The organism is Pigmentiphaga sp. CHJ604, assembly GCF_036972535.1.
Lineage (GTDB): Bacteria > Pseudomonadota > Gammaproteobacteria > Burkholderiales > Burkholderiaceae_B > Pigmentiphaga > Pigmentiphaga daeguensis.
In genome coordinates, this window is the sequence record NZ_CP136998.1 from 4008777 (window position 1) to 4026754 (window position 17978).

Sequence of the window (17978 nt, forward strand, 5' to 3'; positions counted from 1 at the left end):
GGCCGCCCCTCCGCCGTCCGGCGGTTCCGGGCAAACACCTAGGCCCCCAAGAGAAGGATTTGCGACACAATGCAGCAGGCGCATGCGGCATAGCCTGACACAGGAAACCATGAGCGACCTCATCCTCGAAACCCGGGACCTCAGCAAGGCCTTCAAGGGATTCGTCGCGGTCAAGGATGTGAACCTGCGGGTGGCGCGGGGCAGCATCCATGCCCTCATCGGCCCCAACGGCGCCGGCAAGACCACCTGCTTCAACCTGCTCACGAAGTTCCTGACGCCCACCTCCGGGCGTATTTTTTTCAACGGCACCGACATCACCGGCGAGGCGCCGGCCCAGGTCGCACGGCGCGGCATCATCCGGTCGTTCCAGATCTCCGCCATCTTCCCGCACCTGACCGCCCTGGAGAACGTCCGCATCGGGCTGCAGCGGCGCGAAGGCGGCACCTTCCGGTTCTGGCGCAGCGTCTCGCTGCTGGACCGCCTGAATCCCCGCGCCATGGAACTGCTGGACGAGGTGGGGCTGGCCGAATTCGCCGGCACGCCGGCGGTGGAACTGCCCTACGGGCGCAAGCGCGCCCTGGAAATCGCCACCACCCTGGCCATGGAGCCCGAACTGATGCTGCTGGACGAACCCACGCAGGGCATGGGCCACGAGGACGTGGACCGCGTCACCCAGCTGATCAGGAAGGTCGGGGCGGGCCGCACCATCCTGATGGTGGAACACAACATGAAGGTCGTGTCTTCCATCGCCAGCACCATCACGGTCCTGGCGCGCGGCATGGTGCTGGCCGAGGGCCCCTACGACGCCGTGTCCCGCAACCCCGAAGTGATGCAGGCCTACATGGGCACGGTGGACGGCGAACTGCAGGGAGCCCACGCATGAACGGTCCGGCGCTGGAAATCCGGAACCTGCATGCCTGGTACGGAGAATCGCACATCCTGCATGGCGTGGACCTGGACGTGGCGCGCGGCGAAGTCGTCACGCTGCTGGGCCGCAACGGCGCGGGCCGCACCACCACGCTGCGCGCCATCCTGGGCCTGACCGGCGCGCGCCGCGGATCGGTGCGCATAGGCGGCGTGGAGGCCATAGGCATGCCCACCCACCGCATCGCCCACCTGGGCGTGGGCTACTGCCCCGAGGAGCGCGGCATCTTCGCCTCGCTGTCCTGCGAGGAAAACCTGATGCTGCCCCCTCCCCTGCGCGGCACCGGCGAACGGGCCATGTCGGTCGAGGAAATCTACGAGATGTTCCCCAACCTGCGCGAGCGCCGGCATTCCCCCGGCACACGGCTGTCCGGCGGCGAGCAGCAGATGCTGGCGGTGGCCCGGATACTGCGCACGGGCGCCGACCTCCTGCTGCTGGACGAGATCTCGGAGGGGCTGGCGCCCGTCATCGTGCAGGCCCTGGCACGCATGATCCGGGCCCTGAAAGCGCGCAACTACACCATCGTCATGGTGGAACAGAATTTCCGCTTCGCTGCGCCGCTGGCCGACCGTTTCTACGTGATGGAACACGGCCGCGTGATCGAAGCCTTCGCATCGTCGGACCTGGCCGCCAAGCAGGACACCCTGCACGAACTGCTTGGCGTATGAGGAGTACCTCTTAGGAGACGCGCATGAAGAAGCAAGCCCTTGCAGCGGCCATCACGGCCGGTTTGGTCCTGGGATCCACCGCGCCGACGCTGGCGCAGGCGCCGAAGATTTCCGGCGACGTCATCAAGATAGGCTTCATCACCGACGGCTCGAGCGTCTATGCCGATATCGACGGCCCGGCCGGGGCCGATGCCATCCGCATGGCCGTGGCCGACGCCGGCGGCCAGGTCAACGGCAAGAAGATCGAAGTCCTGTACGCCGACCACCAGAACAAGCCCGACATCGCCTCGGCCCGCGCCCGCGAATGGATAGACCAGCAGGGGCTGGACCTCCTGATAGGCGGCACCAACTCCTCCACCGCCCTGGCCATGGCCAAGGTGGCCACCGAGAAAAAGATTCCCTACATCGTCATCGGCGCCGGCTCGTCGCGCCTGACCAACGAGGACTGCTCGCCCTACATCGTCCACTACGCCTACGACACGGTCGCGCTGGCGCGCGGCACCGGATCGGCCGTGGTGGCCCAGGGCGGCAAGAGCTGGTTCTTCCTGACCGCCGACTACGCCTTCGGCCACTCGCTCGAAGCCGACACCAGCGCGGTGGTCAAGGCCGCGGGCGGCACGGTGGTGGGGTCCATCCGCCATCCCCTGGCGGCTTCCGACTTCTCGTCCTTCCTGCTGCAGGCCCAGGCCTCCAAGGCGCAGATCCTGGGCATGGCGAACGCCGGCGGCGACTTCATCAACGCCACCAAGGCGGCGGCGGAGTTCGGCGTCACCAAGACCATGAAGATCGCCGGCCTGCTGGTGTTCATCAACGACATCCACACGCTGGGGCTGAACGCCACGCAGGGCCTGTATCTGACCGATGGCTGGTACTGGGACCAGAGCAACGAGTCGCGCGCCTGGGCCGCCAAGTTCGAACAGAAGCTCAAGCGCAAGCCCTCGTCGCTGCAGGCGGCCGACTACTCGGCCGCGTCCTTCTACCTGAAGGCGGTCAAGGCCACGGGCACCGACGATCCCGACACCATCATGAAATGGTTCAAGTCGAACAAGATCAACGACATGTTCGCCCATGACGGCTACGTGCGCGCGGACGGCCGCATGATCTACGACATGTACCTGTTCCAGGTGAAGACGCCCAAGGAATCCAAGGGTCCCTGGGACTACTACAAGGTGGCGCAGAAGCTGCCCGGCGACAAGGTCTACACCACGCCCGCCGAATCCAAGTGCCCGCTGCTGAAGAAGTCATGACGATCTTCGGCGTCCCGCTGCAGGCGATGCTCGGGCAATTGCTGCTCGGGCTCGTCAACGGCTCCTTCTATGCGGTGCTGTCGCTGGGGCTGGCCGTCATCTTCGGCCTGCTCAACGTCATCAACTTCGCGCACGGCGCCTTGTACATGGTCGGCGCCTTCCTGGCCTGGCTGGGCCTGCAGTACCTGGGGCTGGGCTATTGGTGGATGCTGGTGCTGGCGCCGCTGGCGGTCGCCCTGCTGGGTGTCGTGATCGAACGCACGATGCTGCGCTGGCTGTACAAGCTCGACCATGTCTACGGCCTGCTGCTGACCTTCGGCCTGACGCTGCTGATCGAGGGAGTGTTCCGCAGCTTCTACGGGGTCTCGGGCCAGTCCTACCCCGTGCCGGAACTGCTCCAGGGCGCCACCGACCTGGGTTTCATGGTCCTGCCCAACTACCGGGCCTGGGTCGTGCTGGCCTCCCTGGCCGTGTGCCTGGCGACCTGGTACGTGATCGAGCGCACGCGCCTGGGCGCCTACCTGCGCGCCGGTACCGAGAATCCCCGGCTGGTGGAGGCCTTCGGCGTCAACGTCCCGCTCATGGTGACGCTGACCTACGCCTTCGGCGTGGCGCTGGCGGCCTTCGCGGGGGTGCTGGCGGCCCCCGTGCAGCAGGTCTCGCCGCTGATGGGGTCGAACCTGATCATCGTCGTCTTCGCCGTGGTGGTCATCGGCGGCATGGGGTCCATCATGGGCTCCATCCTGACCGGCCTGGGCCTGGGCGTGATCGAGGGCTTCACCAAGGTGTTCTATCCCGAGGCATCGAACACCGTCGTCTTCGTGCTGATGGCCCTGGTGCTGCTCGCGCGGCCCGCCGGCCTGTTTGGAAAAGCCACATGAACCGACACCTTGCCGGCTGCCTGGCGCTGGTGCTGGGGCTGGGCGTACTGCCCTACCTCGGCGTCTATCCCATCTTCGCGATGAAGCTGATGTGCTATGCGCTGTTCGCCTGCGCGTTCAACCTGCTGCTGGGCTACACCGGGCTGCTGTCGTTCGGGCACGCCGCCTTCCTGGGCAGCGCGGCCTACGCCACCGGCTATGCGCTCAAGACCTGGGGGCTGCCCACCGAACTGGGCATCCTGTTCGGCGTGGCCGTCGCGGCGGCGATCGGGCTGGTCATGGGCGGGCTCGCCATCCGGCGCAGCGGCATCTATTTCGCGATGATCACGCTGGCCGTCGCGCAGATGCTCTACTTCTTCTACCTGCAGGCACCCTTTACCGGCGGTGAGGACGGCCTGCAGGCCATTCCGCGCGGCACGCTGCTGGGCCACATCGACCTGGGCAACGACATGGCGCTGTACTACGTCGTGCTGGCGATATTCCTGTTCGGCGTGTTCCTGATCTACCGCACGGTGCAGTCGCCGTTCGGGCAGGTCCTGAAAGCCATACGCGAGAACGAGGCGCGCGCCACTTCGCTGGGCTACGACGTCAACCGCTACAAGCTGCTGGCCTTCGTGCTGTCCGCCGCGCTGACCGGGCTGGCGGGGGCGACGAAATCGGTGGTGTTCATCTCGGCCACGCTCAGCGACGTGGTCTGGCAGATGTCCGGCCTGGTCATCCTCATGACCCTGGTGGGCGGCATGGGCACCCTGACCGGCCCCATGGTGGGCGCGCTCATCATCGTCCTGGTCGAGAACAAGATCGGCGAATGGGGCAACGCGCTGGCGAATGCGACCGGCATCGCGTGGTTCGGCAGCCTGGGCGACGCCGTCACCATCGTCACGGGCCTGATCTTCGTCGTCTGCGTGCTGGCCTTCCGGCGCGGCATCGTGGGCGAACTGGGTGCCTGGCTGGAGCGGCGGCGGGCGCGGCCGGCGCGCTCGTAGGGCGATCAGCCCAGGCCGTCCAGGAACGCCAGCAACCGCCGCTCGGCCGCGCTCAGCCCGCGCGGACCGGAAGCGGGCCAGGTCGCCGGCAGTTCCCCCCGCAGATAGGCATCGATGATGGCCGGATGGATGTAGCAGGCCCGGCACACCGCCGGCGTATTGGCCAGCCGCTGCGCCACCGCCTTCACCGCCTCGACCACGGCCTGGCGCGCGGCCGCGCCTTCCTCGCGCGGCATGCGCCGCAGCCACTCCAGCGCCAGCACCGAGCCGGCCCAGGTCCGGTAGTGCTTGGCCGTGAAATCCCCCTGCCCCGCCTCGCGCAGATAGGCGTTCACGGCCGACGAATCGATGCCGCGCGGCTGCCCCGCCTCGTCCAGGTAGTGGAACAGCGTCTGCCCGGGAATCTCCATGCAGCGGCGCACCACCCGCGCCACCCGGCGATCGGCAATGGTGACGTCGTGTTCGATCCCGCTCTTGCCGCGGAAGCGCAGCCGCAGGCGCGTGCCCGACAGCGACGCATGGCGCGGCCGCAGCGTGGTCAGGCCGAACGAACGGTTCTGCCTGGCGTAGGCGCGGTTGCCCACCCGCACCAGCGTCGCCTCCAGCAGGCGCACCACCGCGGCCAGCACTTTTTCCTCCCCCAGCCCCGGCGCATCGAGCGCCCGCTGCACCCGGCGCCGGATGCGCGGCAGGGCCCGGCCGAATTCCGACAATTGCGCATACTTGTCGGCGTCGCGCACCGCCTGCCATTGCGGGTGGTAGCGATACTGCTTGCGTCCGCGCGCATCGCGGCCGGTGGCCTGGATGTGCCCTGCCGGGTCGGGGCATATCCACACCTCGCCATAGGCCGGCGGGATGGCCAGGGCATTGATGCGGGCGATCTCCTTGGGGTCGCGGATACGCTCGCCCCGCTGGTCCACGTACACGAACCGGCCCCGGAACAGCTTGCGGCCATACCCGGGCCGGGTGTCGTCCACATAGACCAGTTCCGGGGCGGCCCCGTCGCCGGCCAGCGCGGTCAAGGCGGAGGAAGATGCATGGGTGAAGTCCATGGCACGGGTCGAGCAGGCTTCGTGCCAGGCGGCCGGCACGGGCTTTCCCCTGCCGCGATTCCTGGTGGAAGTGAAAAATCTACTCGCCCACGACGCAGAAGCTGCCATCGCGCGGACTGGCGGCAGGCGCGCCGATCGCCGACAATCGAAGCTCCGGGCGCACCCACCAGCGCCCCGCTCCAGGAGGCACCATGTGGCAGGCATCGCAGCGCTATCCCGACCCCGCCATCCGCGCGTTCGACGCCCGGTTCGAGCAATACCGGCTGCCGTCGGCCGCGGTCGAGCGCCTGGCCACCGGCTGCCGCTGGAACGAAGGGCCGGTCTGGTTCGGCGACGGCCGCTACCTGCTCTGGAGCGACATCCCCAATGACCGCGTCATGCGCTGGGACGAGATCAGCGGCGCGGTCAGCGTCTTCCGTTCGCCGTCCGGCCACGCCAACGGCATGACGCGCGACCGGCAGGGGCGCCTCGTCACCTGCGAACACAGCGGCCGCCGGGTGACCCGCACCGAGCACGATGGCGCCGTCACCGTGCTGATGGACCGCCATGACGGCAAGCCGCTGAACTCGCCCAACGACGTCGTCGTCAAGTCCGACGGCACGGTCTGGTTCTCCGATCCGCCCTTCGGCATAGCCGGCTACTACCAGGGCCTTCCGGCCAGGCAGGAGCTGCCGTCCAACCTCTACCGGCTCGATCCCGCCACCGGCATGGCCGAGGTCGTCGCCGGCGACATCGCCAGCCCCAACGGCCTAGCCTTCTCGCCGGACGAATCCGTGCTGTACGTGGTGGAGTCGCGCGCCAAGCCGCGCCGCATCCTGGCCTTCGACGTCGCGGCGGGCAAGAAACTGTCCAACCGACGCGTCGTCATCGATGCCGGACCGGGCACCCCGGACGGCCTGCGCGTGGACGTGGACGGCAACCTGTGGTGCGGCTGGGGCATGGGCAGCGACGAACTGGACGGCGTGCGCGTGTTCGCGCCGGACGGCGAGGCCATCGGCCACATCGCGCTGCCGGAGCGCTGTGCCAACCTGTGCTTCGGCGGCCGGCACCGCAACCGCCTGTTCATGGCCGCCAGCACGTCCATCTACGCGCTGTACGTCAACACACAGGGCGCCGCCGGCGGCTAGCGCCTGTTCACCAGCACCAGCCCCGACACCACCAGCGCCACGGCCAGCAGGAACATCGGCCCGACCGGTTCATGCAGGATCAGCGCCGCGGCGGCCACGCCGAACAGCGGCGACATCGACGTGCCCGCCTGCAGCGTGCTGGCCGGGTACAGCGTCAACAGCCGCAGCCAGAGCAGGAAGGTCGTGGCGGCGATCCACACCGTCTGGTAGGTCAGCGCCAGCACGGGCGCCAGGCTGACCCCGCGCACCGATTCGCCGGTGGCCATGCCGGCGCCCAGTCCGATCACGGCCGACATCGCCAGCTGGTACAGCAGCACCTTCTCGGGAGGTGCCGTGGCCAGGCGCGTGGCCTTGATGCCCAGCGTCGTCGCCGCCCAGAACACCGCCGCCCCGATGATCATCAGATCGCCCAGCCACGCATGCGGCGACGTGGCCCCGCGCGGGACACCCATCACGATGGCGGTCCCGCAGAAAGACAGGCCCAGCCCCACCCACTGCGGCCAGCGCAGGCGCTCCGCCGGCAGCAGCCAGGTCGCCCCCAGCGCCACGAAAAACGGCGCCGTATAAAGAAAGAGCGAAGTGCGGCTGGCGTCGGTCCACTGCAGGCCCAGGTAGATCAGCACGAACTCGCCGGAGAATAGCAGCCCCGAGAACAGGCCCAGCCACAGCGAGCCGTCCCGCACGAACAGCCTGCCCCGCCCGGTGGCCAGGCAATAGAACAGCACCAGCAGCCCGGCCCCGGCCGAGCGTATGCCCATCTGCAGAAAAGGCGGGAAATCGGGCAGAGCGATCTTGACCGCGACCTGCTGCCCGCCCCAGCTCGCGCAAAGCAGCACGAGCATCGCGATGGCGGCGATATCCAGGGAACGTTTGGACACGGCGATCTAGCGATGCTGTTCCTGCGCCGTGGTGGCCACCAGCCGCACAGCGGCCAGATCGGCGCCCGTCAGCACGCCTCCGCGGCCCAGCAAGCGGCCATGCTCCCAGTTGGACAACCCCAATTCCGGCTTGCCCAGCGCATACTGGCCATCCACCCATCGCGTGAAACCGTCGCCCACGAACGGCGCATCGATACGCAACCGGAAACGCTGGTGCGCCTGCGGATCGCTGGCGATCAGGCTGGCCACGAAACGGGGGCTGTAGCGATTGAACAGCGCCACCGCCTCGTCCACCGACTCCACCACCACCAGCGACAGTTCCGGCGTCTCTTCCCATTCCCACTCCTGCCCCAGCCGCGCCTCGGGCAACGGGCTGGCATAGGGCTCGTCCACGTCCCCCTCGGCACGCCGCACCAAGGTGCGGCGCCCGAACAGCTCCGCCGGCACGAAAGGCTGCGCCGAAGGCGTGACATGCAGGCGCGGTGCCCCGCTCAAGGCAGCCCCGGCCTCGTCGATGGCGCGCAGGAAGCGCGGCATCAGGTCCGCCACCCCCTCGCGCACGATGCAGCACACGTTCAGCGTATTGCAGACCTTGCGGTCCAGCGAATGCCGCACCGCCCGCTCGAAACGCTCGCCGTCCGCGCTGGGATCCGCCACCAGCCAGGCGCCGCCCGTGCCATGCGCGCTGACCGGCACACCCGCCTGCCGCGCCACGCTGCTCAGCTGCATCACCGCCGTACCCGACCCCCGCGCCACCGCCAGCGCCAGCCGGTTGTCGCTGAACATCGCCCAGCCCGCCGCGCGGTCCTCGACCTCGACCAAGCTGACCGCCCCCTGCGGCAGCCCCGCCGCCTCCAGCGACGGCCGCAGCGCATGGCGCAAGAGCGCGCTGGCCGTGCCCAGCGCATCGCTGCCTATCCGCAGCACCGCCGTATTGCCGCTGGCCAACACCCCGCAGGCGTCCACCAGCACGTTCGGCCGGCCCTCGAACACGAAAGCCACCACGCCCAGCGGCACCCGCAGCACGTCGACCTGCCAGTCGCCATGGTCCACCCGGCCCAGCACCCGGTCATCCTGCGCCGCCAGGCCCGGCCAGACCCGCAGCCCCTCGATCATCGCGGCGCGCATCTTGTCCGACACCTTCAACCGCGTCGTCGAACGGCCCCGCTGCTGCGCGCGCCGCACGTCCTCCTCGTTGGCCGCCACCACCTGCGCCCAGACCTCGTCGCGCTCCAGCGCGTCGGCGAAGGTCTCGTAGAACCGGTCCACCGCGCCCGGCCGTGCCTGCGCCAGCGCCTCGAAGGCCGCGCGCGCCTCGCCCACCCGTGCCCGGACCACCTCATCCACCTGCCCGGGAATCCGCAGCAGCGCCCCGCTTTCCTGCACCACCAGCAGCCGGTCACCCGCCTGGAAGGCGCGCGCCAGCTCCGCATCCACACGGGTATACCGGTTACCGCCGTAAGGAATCACCATCCCCGGTTCCAGGCGATCCAGGGTCCCTTGTTCGTTCATGAAGCTCTCCTTGGCCATTCCGCCGCCGCGCCCCATCCGGCGGATGGACGCGGCTCGGCCCGCATGGAAAGATATTACCCCGGCGCACCGGCCATTCCGGGGTGGAGGGCCTTGCTGCCGATCCCTTTGGCCCACCTATTCATTGGGTGCCCGCGTTCAAGAAATGGCCGGCCGGGCCGTAAGGGGGCCTGGCATCGGGTACAATGCGGGTCCGTCGGGGCGTAGCGCAGCCTGGTAGCGCATCTGCTTTGGGAGCAGAGGGTCGCGAGTTCGAATCCCGCCGCCCCGACCAATGAAATCAAGGCCTTAGACGCTTTCACGCGTCTAAGGCCTTTGTCTTGTCCGGCTGGTGGGTACACCAATGGGTACATCGCCGCGAAAACATGGGCTGGCTGGCGGACCGCCGCAAAGGAAGTCCAGAGGCGCACGCCCGGTTCGCAGACTGAGTCGTCAACGGTCTCCCCACACCTCCCGTGCCGTCTCCAGCACCAGCTTCAGCTTGTCGCGCTGGGCCGCCACGGCGATGTCATTGCCGTGCACCGTACTGGCAAAGCCGCACTGCGGCGACAGCGCGAGCTGTTCCAGTGGTGCATGGCGCGCGGCCTCGTCGATGCGGCGTTTCAAGTCGTCCTTGGACTCCAGTGCGCCGAACTTCGTGCTGACCAGGCCAAGCACGGCGATCTTGCCCTTGGGCAGGAAGCGCAACGGCCGGAAGTCGCCGCTGCGGTCGTCGTCGTATTCCAGGAAGTAGGCGTCGACGTTCATCTCGGCCAGCAGGGCCTCGGCCACCGGCTCGTAGCCGCCGCTGGCGGCGAAGGTGCTCTTGAAATTGCCCCGGCACAGGTGGATGGCCAGGACCATGCCTTCGGGCTTGTAGGCCGCGACCTTGTTGATGAACCGGGCGTAGCGGTGCGGCAGTTCGTCGGGATCGTCGCCCCGGCCGGAGGCGGCGGCGCGCATGCGGGCGTCGCACAGATAGGCCAGGTTGGTGTCGTCGAGCTGCACGTAGCGGCATCCGGCGGCCGCGAGCGATTTCAGTTCGTCGCCGTAGGCGCGGGCGACGTCGTCGTAGAAGTCGGGATCGAGTTCGGGATAGTGCTTCGCGCTGATGCCGGCGCGGCCGCCGCGGAAGTGCAGCATGGTCGGCGATGGGATCGCCACCTTGCCGACGCTACCGGGCGACAACTGGCCTTGCAGGTATTCGAAGTCGGCGCGCTGGATGTCGGCCACGTGGCGCACCTTGTCGACCACGCTGATGACGGGCGGCGCGAGTTCGGTCTTGCCGTCGGCGCGCTGCACCGCGACCGGCTCGCCGCTGGACACGCCGCCCAGCCGGCGCAGGAAGTCGACGTGGAAATAGGTCCGGCGGAACTCGCCGTCGGTGATGCTTTTCAGGCCGACGTCTTCCTGGAACCTGACGATTTCGGCGATGGCGCGGTCTTCGACGCGCCGCAGTTCCTCGGCCGTGATCTCGCCCTTGGCATGGCGGTCGCGCGCCTGGATCAGGTAAACGGGGCGCAGAAAGCTGCCGACGTGGTCGGCGCGGAACGGGGGGTTCAGGGGCAGGCTCATGTTCTTACCTCGCTTGCTGGCGCAGGGTCCGGGCGGCGGCCACCATGTTGGTCAGCGCGGGGATGACCTCGGCCCACTGGCGGGTCTTCAGGCCGCAGTCCGGGTTGACCCACAGGCGTTCGGCCGGCACGCGCTCGGCCGCCTTGCGCATCAGTTGCACGATATGCGCCTCGGTCGGGATGTTGGGCGAATGGATGTCGTAGACGCCGGGCCCGATCTCGTTCGGGTACTTGAAGTCGTCGAAGGCATCCAGCAGCTCCATGTCCGAGCGCGAAGTCTCGATGGTGATCACGTCGGCGTCCATGTCGGCGATGGCGTGGATGATGTCGTTGAACTCCGAATAGCACATGTGGGTATGGATCTGGGTCTCGTCGCCCACGCCGTTGGCGGCGATGCGGAACGATTCAACCGCCCAGTCCAGGTATTCCCGCCATTGCGCGCGGCGCAGCGGCAGCCCCTCGCGCAGCGCGGCCTCGTCGATCTGGATCACGCGGATGCCGGCACGCTCCAGGTCCTGCACTTCGGCGCGGATGGCCAGCGCAAGCTGGCGGCACGACACCGAGCGCGGCTGGTCGTCGCGCACGAAGGACCAGTTCAGGATGGTGACCGGGCCGGTCAGCATGCCCTTCATCGGCTTGTCGGTCAGCGACTGCGCGTACCTGATCCATTCGACGGTCATCGCCCGGGGACGGCTGATGTCGCCGAACAGGATGGGGGGCTTCACGCAGCGGGACCCGTAGGACTGCACCCAGCCGAACTGGCTGAACACATATCCTTCGAGCTGTTCGCCGAAGTACTCGACCATGTCGTTGCGTTCGGCTTCGCCATGCACCAGCACGTCCAGGCCCAGGGCTTCCTGCTCGCGCACGCTGCGGCCGATCTCGGCCCGCATGGCGGCCAGGTAGCCGGCCTCGTCCAGCGCGCCGGCCTTGTACTGGCTGCGCGCCTGGCGGATCTCGGCGGTCTGCGGGAATGAACCGATGGTGGTGGTCGGGAAGGCCGGCAGCTTCAGCAGGGCGGACTGCTTCGCGGCCCGTTCGGCGTAGGCATGCTGTCGCCGTCCCATGTCGGCCGTCAGGCTCGCGACGGCTTTCTTGACGGCCGGATTATTCACGCGCGGCGATGCCCGCCGCGCCTCGATCGCGGCATGATTGGCGGATAACGCCGCCTGCGCCGCGGCACGCCCCTCGCGCAGCGCTATCGCCAGCACGTTGAGTTCGTCGAGTTTCTGCAGCGCGAAAGCCAGCCACTGCTTGACCTCGGCATCCAGCTTCTGTTCGCTGTCCAGGTCCACCGGCACGTGCAGCAGCGAGCAGGACGGCGCGATCCACAGGCGCTCGCCCAGCTGCGCGGCCACCGGCACCAGCCAGTCCAGCACGCCATCCAGGTCGGTCTTCCAGATGTTGCGGCCGTTGATCACGCCCAGCGACACCACGCGATCGGCCGGCAGGCCGGCGATCAGCGGCTCGACTTCCCCGCGCGCGTTGACCGTGTCCAGGTGCACGCCCTGCACGGGCAGTTCGCACACCAACGGCAGGTTCTCCTGGAGCTGGCCGAAATACGTGGCCAGCAGCAGCTTCACCGGGCCGCCGGCGAACGCGGCATAGGCGGTGCGGAAGGCCTCGCGCCAGGCGGGAGCCAGTTCGGTGACCAGCACCGGCTCGTCGATCTGCACCCATTCGGCTCCCTGAGCGGCCAGCGTGGCCAGCAGTTCGACGTACGCGGGCAACAGGCGCGGCAACAGCGCGAGCTTGTCGGAGTCGTCCTTGGCCTTGCCCAGCCACAGGTAGGTGACCGGGCCGATGACGACCGGCTTACCCTTGACGCCTTGCGCGCGGGCCTCGGCCAGTTGTTCGACGTAGCGCGAGGCGTCCAGCTTGAACGTCGTGTCGGCCGTGAACTCGGGGACGATGTAGTGGTAGTTCGTATCGAACCACTTCGTCATTTCGCCGGCGGCAACCCCGCCGCAGCACGCGGCATGTTCTTCCGCGGCCCCGGCCGAGCGGCCGCGCGCGACGCGAAAGTAATTGTCCAGCGCATCGCCATGAAAGCCTTGCACGCGCGCCGGCAGGTTGCCCAGCGTGAAGCTCATGTCCAGCACCTGGTCGTAGAACGCGAAATCGCCTACCGGCGCCAGGTCCAGGCCCTTCTGGCTGGCCCAGTTCAACTGGCGCAGCCTCGCGCCGAGCGCCTTCAGCTCGTCGCGCGAGGACTCGCCCCTCCAGTAGCGCTCGAGCCCGAACTTGAGTTCGCGCTTGGCGCCGATGCGCGGAAAACCTAGGTTGTGAGTGGTGACCATGTGAACTGCCATCCAATGAATGAGTGCGCGAAACGACGCGGGAAGGCAGTCATGATAGGGACATCGATCGATGAAATAAAATGGCATTATTTCATCTATCCATTATATTTATTCATTCATTGCCGGGTACCCCCATGCTCGAACGCATACACCTCGTCATCATCCGGGAAGTCGACCGCCAGGGATCGTTGACCGCCGCCGCCGGCACGCTGCATCTGACGCAATCCGCGCTCAGCCACACCGTCAAGAAGATCGAGCAACAACTGGGCACGCCGATCTGGGACCGCGAAGGCCGCAGCCTGCGGCTGACCCAGGCCGGCCAGTACCTGCTCGCGCTGGCCGAGCGGCTGCTGCCGCAGTTCGAGCACGCCGAGTCGCGCATGAAGCAGTACGCGGCGGGCGAGCGCGGCACCCTGCGCATCGGCATGGAATGCCATCCGTGCTACCAGTGGCTGCTCAAGGTGGTGTCGCCCTATCTGGCGCGCTGGCCCGACGTGGACGTGGACGTCAAGCAACGCTTCCAGTTCGGCGGCATCGGCGCCCTGTTCGGCTACGACATCGACATCCTCGTCACGCCCGACCCGCTCAGGCGCCCTGGCCTGCGCTTCGATCCGGTGTTCGATTACGAGCAGGTGCTGGTCGTGGCGGAGAACCATCCCTTCGCCACGCTGCGCTACATCAAGCCCGACCAGCTCGCGGACGAGACGCTGATCACCTACCCGGTCGAGACCGACCGCCTCGACATCTACAACCAGTTCCTGCGCCCCGCCGGCGTCGCGCCGCGCCGGCACAAGACCATCGAGACGACGGACATCATGCTGCAGATGGTGGCCAGCAACCGCGGAGTGGCGGCCTTGCCGCGCTGGCTGGCCGAGGAATACGCCGACCGCATGCCCGTGGCGAGCGTGAAGCTGGGCAAGGACGGCATCGCCAAGCAGATCTTCCTGGGCACGCGCGAGGCCGACGCCGCCATCGACTACCTGGCTTCGTTCGTGGCCTACGCGCGGGGGTCGATGGCGCAGGCGCCGCGTCCGCGACGCTGATCGCGACGGCGGGGCGGTATCGCCGACTGGACCGGAAAGTGTTACAAGATGCTTCCGAAATAATCAACAAGAGGACAGTCGCATGCCCGCCCCCAATCTCCCGGCTTTCCGCATCTTCGCGGCTCGCCTGCGATCGGCATTAACCGTCGCGGCACTGGCCTTGCTCGTCGTCAGTTGCGGGGGGTCCGGCAGCCAGCCGGCCGCCAAGGCGGACATCACCCTGCTCGTCTACATGATGGGCACCAACCTCGAAAGCGAAAACGGCGCGGCCACCGGCAACATCGCCGAGATGCAGAGCGTCGCGCCCAGTGACCGGGTGAACGTCGTGCTGACCACCGGCGCCGCCGACAAGGATGGCTGGCGCACCGTACAGCGCAAGCGCGTACGCGGCCAGCAGGTTGAATTGCTGGACGACCTGGGCGCCGTGGACATGGGCAGCGCCCAGACCTTGCGGGACTTCCTCGCCTGGGGCATGAAGACCTACCCGGCCGAACGAACCATGCTCGTGCTATGGGACCACGGCGGCGGCCCCAACCGGGGCATAGGTTCCGACCCGTTCACCAACAACGCGCTGTCGCTGGACGACATACGCGGCGCGCTGGCCCCCGCCACCCAGGCTTCCGGGCGCAAGCTCGCCCTGGTAGGCTTCGATGCCTGCCTGATGGGCTCGGTGGAAGTCGGGCAGGCCCTGGCTCCCTATGCGGACTACATGATCGCGTCGCAGGAGCTCGAGCCCGGCACCGGCCAGGACTGGGCCGCGCTGGTGTCGCACCTGACCCGGTCCCCCACGGACAGCACCGAAGCCTTCGGCCGCACCATCGTCGACGCTTTCATCGCCAAGCAGCTGAAGGAAGATCCCGCGGCCGAAGCCACGCTGTCGCTGGTGGACCTGAGCCGGATAGGCGAAGTTGGCGCCGCGCTGGCCGACATCGGCGCCACGCTGAACGGGCAACTGGCCGCCGACCCGGTGCAGACCTGGCTGGACATCGCCGAGGCCCGCGCCAAGGCATTCATCTTCGGCTCGGTCCTGCTGTCCCCCGGCCCCGCGGAACTGGTCGACCTGCGCATGTTCGACTGGAACGGCATCAGGCTGGCCGACGGACAGCGGGAAAGACTGACGCAAGCCCTGGAGCGCGCGGTGGTCCACCAGAAGCACACCGCGGCCTTCTCCAACCTGGCCGGCCTGACGTTCTACCTGCCGCAGCGCGTCGCCGAGACATCGGCCGACACGAAGACCTACGCCTCGCTGGCCTTCCTGCCCGAGGCGCAGCGCGGCTTCATCCGGCAGCATTCCGACGTCGGCACCGACAATACCAAGCTGCCGCTGCCCACCATCGGCGCCATCGACTGGCACGATGGCTCGCCGACCGCCCCGACCTCGGTCGACGCGCCCTTGAATGCCGTGGACCGGGCGCTCGTGGCCCGCGATTTCGCCGCGGTCCAGGACGCTTCCGGCTGGATCACCGCCATCAAGCCGCTGACGGACAGCACCGTCGACAAGCTTGTCGATCCGTCTTTCATGCAAGGCTGGTTCAACCTGGACGACGCCGGCACGCCCATCTATTTTTCCGCGCTTCCCGACGGCATGCGCTTTGCGGTCGACGCTCCCGAGAACTTCCTGATTCCCGTCACGCTGCACATTCCCCCGCCCAGCGACGCCGATGATGACGACAACCTGCAGCGGGGCCTCCTGATCGTATCGGACGCCGCCGAACCAGGCGTCCTGCGCATCACCGGGTTCCTGAGCGCACTGGCGAACAACAACTCCGCCGGGGTGGCACGCCCCCAAGGCCTGCCGGAGAATGCCCGCGCGCAACCCCTCTGGCTGGTGCAGGACGAGAACGACCTCGGCCACTGGATCGCGCCGCCAGCCGCCGCCGACGTGCCGTTCGTGCCCATCACCCCGGGCCAGCGGATCTCCCGTGGAACGCGCGAGCCGCTGCCCGCGGGTGCCAAGGCTCGCCTGGGCATCGTGGACGTGCGGGGCTGGATCAGCCTGAATCCGCTTATCTATTGAACGTGGCGACGCTCGGGGGGCAGCCCGGGTGGGAAGGCGGCTGCCACCGGCCGCCCGCGCGGCGCGACCGGTTCCTTGGGCGGATACCGGCGCGCGGAGCCGGAAGGCTCAGCCGAAACGGCCGGTGATGTAGTCTTCCGTCGCCTTCTTGGTCGGCTTGATGAAGATCTGGTCCGTCACGCCGAATTCGACCAGTTCGCCCAGGTACATGTAGGCGGTGTAGTCGGAACAGCGCGCCGCCTGCTGCATGTTGTGGGTAACGATGACCACCGTGTAGTCGTTCTTCAGTTCGGCGATCAGTTCCTCGATCTTGGCCGTGGAGATCGGGTCCAGGGCCGAGCACGGTTCGTCCAGCAGCAGGACCTCGGGCTTGATGGCGATGCCGCGCGCGATGCACAGGCGCTGCTGCTGCCCGCCCGACAGGCTGTGGCCGCTCTGGTGCAGCTTGTTCTTGGCTTCTTCCCACAGCGCGGCCTTGGTCAGGGCCCATTCCACCCGCTCGTCCATCTCGCCCTTGCTCAGGTTCTCGAACAGGCGCACGCCGAAGGCGATGTTGTCGTAGATGCTCATCGGGAACGGCGTGGGCTTCTGGAACACCATGCCGACCTTGGCGCGGATCAGCGAGATGTCCATCTTCGAGGTCAGCAGGTTCTCGCCGTCCATGTTGATCTGGCCTTCCGCGCGTTGCTCGGGATAGAGCTCGAACATGCGGTTGAAGGTGCGCAGCAGCGTCGACTTGCCGCAGCCCGACGGACCGATGAAGGCCGTGACCTGCTTCTCGGGAATCTGCATGCTGACGTTTCGCAGGGCGTGGAATTTCCCGTAGTAGAAGTTCAGGTTCTTGACTTCCAGCTTGGGATTCGAAATGTTGACGATGTTTTCCATGGCGTGTCCGGTTTGTCGCGGGCGTCAGGCGGCCTGTTTGCGGAACATGATGCGAGCAATGATGTTGATGGCCAGGACCAGCAGCGTGATCAGCGTCGCGCCGGCCCAGGCCAGGCGCTGCCAGTCGGCGAAGGGGCTCATCGCGAACTGGAAGATCGTGACGGGCAGGTTGGCCATGGGAGCGTTCATGTTGAACGACAGGAACTGGTTGTTCAGCGCGGTGAACAGCAGCGGCGCGGTCTCGCCGGCGATGCGGGCCACGGCCAGCAGGATGCCGGTGACGATACCCGAACGCGCGGCGCGATAGCACACCATGGTGATCATCTTCCAGTGCGGGCAGCCCAGCGCGATGCAAGCCTCGCGCAGGCTGTTGGGCACCAGCTTGAGCATGTCGTCGGTGGTGCGGACCACGACCGGGATCACGATCACGGCCAGGGCCAGCGTGCCCGCCCAGCCCGAGAAGTGCTGGATGCGCGCGACGAACACGGTATAGATGAACAGGCCGATCACGATCGACGGCGCGGACAGCAGCACGTCGTTGATGAAGCGCGTGGCCGGGGCCAGCCAGCCGCGCTGGCCGTACTCGGCCAGGTAGGTGCCGGCCAGGATGCCGATGGGCGTGCCGATCAGCGTGCCCATGCCGGCCATCATGACGCTGCCCAGCAGCGCGTTGAGCAGGCCGCCGTTCTGCCCCGGAGGAGGCGTGATCTCGGTGAACAGCGCGGGCGATATCGCCGCGGCGCCCTTGGACAGCAAGGTCAGGATGATCCAGAACAGCCAGAAGAGACCGAACACCAGGGCGACCGCCGACAGGGTCAGCATGACCTTGTTGGTCAGCCGGCGGCGGCGGTAGACGGAGTTCTGCATGGTGATGACGGACATCGCG

At 67.7% G+C, this 17978-nt stretch carries 15 protein-coding genes and 1 tRNA gene; 9 read left to right on the forward strand and 7 right to left on the reverse strand.

What is annotated here, in order from left to right; translation table 11 throughout:
- The first annotated feature begins 109 nt into the window (after positions 1 to 109).
- The 5 genes from R4823_RS19355 to R4823_RS19375 are packed head-to-tail and all read left to right on the forward strand — an operon-like array spanning position 110 to position 4707.
- The gene (locus R4823_RS19355; RefSeq protein WP_165963081.1) at positions 110 to 883 is read left to right on the forward strand and encodes an ABC transporter ATP-binding protein; all 774 of its coding nucleotides are present in this window, start codon (positions 110 to 112) and stop codon (positions 881 to 883) included.
- Positions 880 to 1593, forward strand: a complete 714-nt coding sequence (locus tag R4823_RS19360) for an ABC transporter ATP-binding protein (protein WP_132979341.1) — start codon at positions 880 to 882, stop codon at positions 1591 to 1593. Before R4823_RS19355 ends, R4823_RS19360 begins: the two co-directional genes overlap by 4 nt.
- 23 nt (positions 1594 to 1616) lie before the next feature.
- Positions 1617 to 2840: an ABC transporter substrate-binding protein gene (locus R4823_RS19365; protein WP_087839689.1), complete on the forward strand. Its 1224-nt coding sequence runs from the start codon at positions 1617 to 1619 to the stop codon at positions 2838 to 2840.
- Positions 2837 to 3721, forward strand: a complete 885-nt coding sequence (locus tag R4823_RS19370) for a branched-chain amino acid ABC transporter permease (RefSeq protein WP_087839690.1) — start codon at positions 2837 to 2839, stop codon at positions 3719 to 3721. Before R4823_RS19365 ends, R4823_RS19370 begins: the two co-directional genes overlap by 4 nt.
- Positions 3718 to 4707, forward strand: coding sequence for a branched-chain amino acid ABC transporter permease (locus R4823_RS19375; RefSeq protein WP_279820866.1), 990 nt, complete (start codon positions 3718 to 3720; stop codon positions 4705 to 4707). The genes R4823_RS19370 and R4823_RS19375 overlap by 4 nt, the downstream gene beginning before the upstream one ends.
- A gap of 5 nt (positions 4708 to 4712) precedes the next feature.
- Here the strand turns inward: R4823_RS19375 and R4823_RS19380 are convergent, their stop codons facing one another.
- Positions 4713 to 5759 carry a DNA topoisomerase IB gene (locus tag R4823_RS19380; protein WP_132979436.1) on the reverse strand — a complete coding sequence of 349 codons (1047 nt, stop codon included), beginning with the start codon at positions 5757 to 5759 and terminating at the stop codon, positions 4713 to 4715.
- Between the two features lie 191 nt (positions 5760 to 5950).
- Between R4823_RS19380 and R4823_RS19385 the strand changes: the two genes are divergently transcribed.
- Positions 5951 to 6886, forward strand: coding sequence for an SMP-30/gluconolactonase/LRE family protein (locus R4823_RS19385; RefSeq protein ID WP_087839692.1), 936 nt, complete (start codon positions 5951 to 5953; stop codon positions 6884 to 6886).
- Here the strand turns inward: R4823_RS19385 and R4823_RS19390 are convergent.
- Together R4823_RS19390 and R4823_RS19395 are read right to left on the reverse strand one after the other, a co-directional pair.
- Entirely contained in the window at positions 6883 to 7764 is an 882-nt protein-coding gene (locus R4823_RS19390) for a DMT family transporter (protein ID WP_207958606.1), read from the reverse strand. The genes R4823_RS19385 and R4823_RS19390 overlap by 4 nt on opposite strands.
- A 6-nt stretch (positions 7765 to 7770) precedes the next feature.
- Positions 7771 to 9276, reverse strand: a complete 1506-nt coding sequence (locus R4823_RS19395) for an aldehyde dehydrogenase family protein (RefSeq protein ID WP_338615843.1) — start codon at positions 9274 to 9276, stop codon at positions 7771 to 7773.
- Between the two features lie 215 nt (positions 9277 to 9491).
- On the opposite strand from R4823_RS19395, the gene R4823_RS19400 reads away from it, so the two are divergent.
- A tRNA-Pro gene (locus tag R4823_RS19400) sits at positions 9492 to 9568 on the forward strand.
- A 158-nt stretch (positions 9569 to 9726) separates the two neighbouring features.
- On the opposite strand, the gene R4823_RS19405 is transcribed toward R4823_RS19400, so the two are convergent.
- Complete coding sequence (locus R4823_RS19405) at positions 9727 to 10848, reverse strand: 5-methyltetrahydropteroyltriglutamate--homocysteine S-methyltransferase (RefSeq protein WP_087839694.1); 1122 nt, start codon at positions 10846 to 10848, stop codon at positions 9727 to 9729.
- Between the two features lie 4 nt (positions 10849 to 10852).
- Positions 10853 to 13147: a 5-methyltetrahydropteroyltriglutamate--homocysteine S-methyltransferase gene (metE, locus tag R4823_RS19410; RefSeq protein WP_338615844.1), complete on the reverse strand. Its 2295-nt coding sequence runs from the start codon at positions 13145 to 13147 to the stop codon at positions 10853 to 10855.
- 134 nt (positions 13148 to 13281) lie between these two features.
- Here metE and R4823_RS19415 point away from each other — a divergent pair, with 134 nt between their 5' ends.
- The gene (locus tag R4823_RS19415; protein ID WP_338615845.1) at positions 13282 to 14190 is read left to right on the forward strand and encodes a LysR family transcriptional regulator; all 909 of its coding nucleotides are present in this window, start codon (positions 13282 to 13284) and stop codon (positions 14188 to 14190) included.
- A gap of 82 nt (positions 14191 to 14272) precedes the next feature.
- Positions 14273 to 16207 carry a clostripain-related cysteine peptidase gene (locus R4823_RS19420; protein WP_338615846.1) on the forward strand — a complete coding sequence of 645 codons (1935 nt, stop codon included), beginning with the start codon at positions 14273 to 14275 and terminating at the stop codon, positions 16205 to 16207.
- Positions 16208 to 16315: 108 nt separating this feature from the next.
- Here the strand turns inward: R4823_RS19420 and pstB are convergent, their stop codons facing one another.
- On the reverse strand, positions 16316 to 17092 hold the full coding sequence (pstB, locus tag R4823_RS19425; protein ID WP_087839698.1) for a phosphate ABC transporter ATP-binding protein PstB: 777 nt from the start codon (positions 17090 to 17092) through the stop codon (positions 16316 to 16318).
- A 24-nt stretch (positions 17093 to 17116) separates the two neighbouring features.
- Positions 17117 to 17974: a phosphate ABC transporter permease PstA gene (gene pstA, locus R4823_RS19430; protein WP_243724434.1), complete on the reverse strand. Its 858-nt coding sequence runs from the start codon at positions 17972 to 17974 to the stop codon at positions 17117 to 17119.
- Positions 17975 to 17978: the final 4 nt, after the last annotated feature.

Coding starts and splice junctions, on each gene's coding strand:
- pstB (WP_087839698.1), bottom strand. CDS start 17,092: ATGGAAAACATCGTCAACATTTCGAATCCCAAGCTGGAAGTCAAGAAC.
- metE (WP_338615844.1), bottom strand. CDS start 13,147: ATGGTCACCACTCACAACCTAGGTTTTCCGCGCATCGGCGCCAAGCGC.
- R4823_RS19360 (WP_132979341.1), top strand. CDS start 880: ATGAACGGTCCGGCGCTGGAAATCCGGAACCTGCATGCCTGGTACGGA.
- R4823_RS19395 (WP_338615843.1), bottom strand. CDS start 9,276: ATGAACGAACAAGGGACCCTGGATCGCCTGGAACCGGGGATGGTGATT.
- R4823_RS19420 (WP_338615846.1), top strand. CDS start 14,273: ATGCCCGCCCCCAATCTCCCGGCTTTCCGCATCTTCGCGGCTCGCCTG.
- pstA (WP_243724434.1), bottom strand. CDS start 17,974: ATGTCCGTCATCACCATGCAGAACTCCGTCTACCGCCGCCGCCGGCTG.
- R4823_RS19375 (WP_279820866.1), top strand. CDS start 3,718: ATGAACCGACACCTTGCCGGCTGCCTGGCGCTGGTGCTGGGGCTGGGC.
- R4823_RS19405 (WP_087839694.1), bottom strand. CDS start 10,848: ATGAGCCTGCCCCTGAACCCCCCGTTCCGCGCCGACCACGTCGGCAGC.
- R4823_RS19355 (WP_165963081.1), top strand. CDS start 110: ATGAGCGACCTCATCCTCGAAACCCGGGACCTCAGCAAGGCCTTCAAG.
- R4823_RS19385 (WP_087839692.1), top strand. CDS start 5,951: ATGTGGCAGGCATCGCAGCGCTATCCCGACCCCGCCATCCGCGCGTTC.
- R4823_RS19365 (WP_087839689.1), top strand. CDS start 1,617: ATGAAGAAGCAAGCCCTTGCAGCGGCCATCACGGCCGGTTTGGTCCTG.
- R4823_RS19415 (WP_338615845.1), top strand. CDS start 13,282: ATGCTCGAACGCATACACCTCGTCATCATCCGGGAAGTCGACCGCCAG.
- R4823_RS19380 (WP_132979436.1), bottom strand. CDS start 5,759: ATGGACTTCACCCATGCATCTTCCTCCGCCTTGACCGCGCTGGCCGGC.
- R4823_RS19370 (WP_087839690.1), top strand. CDS start 2,837: ATGACGATCTTCGGCGTCCCGCTGCAGGCGATGCTCGGGCAATTGCTG.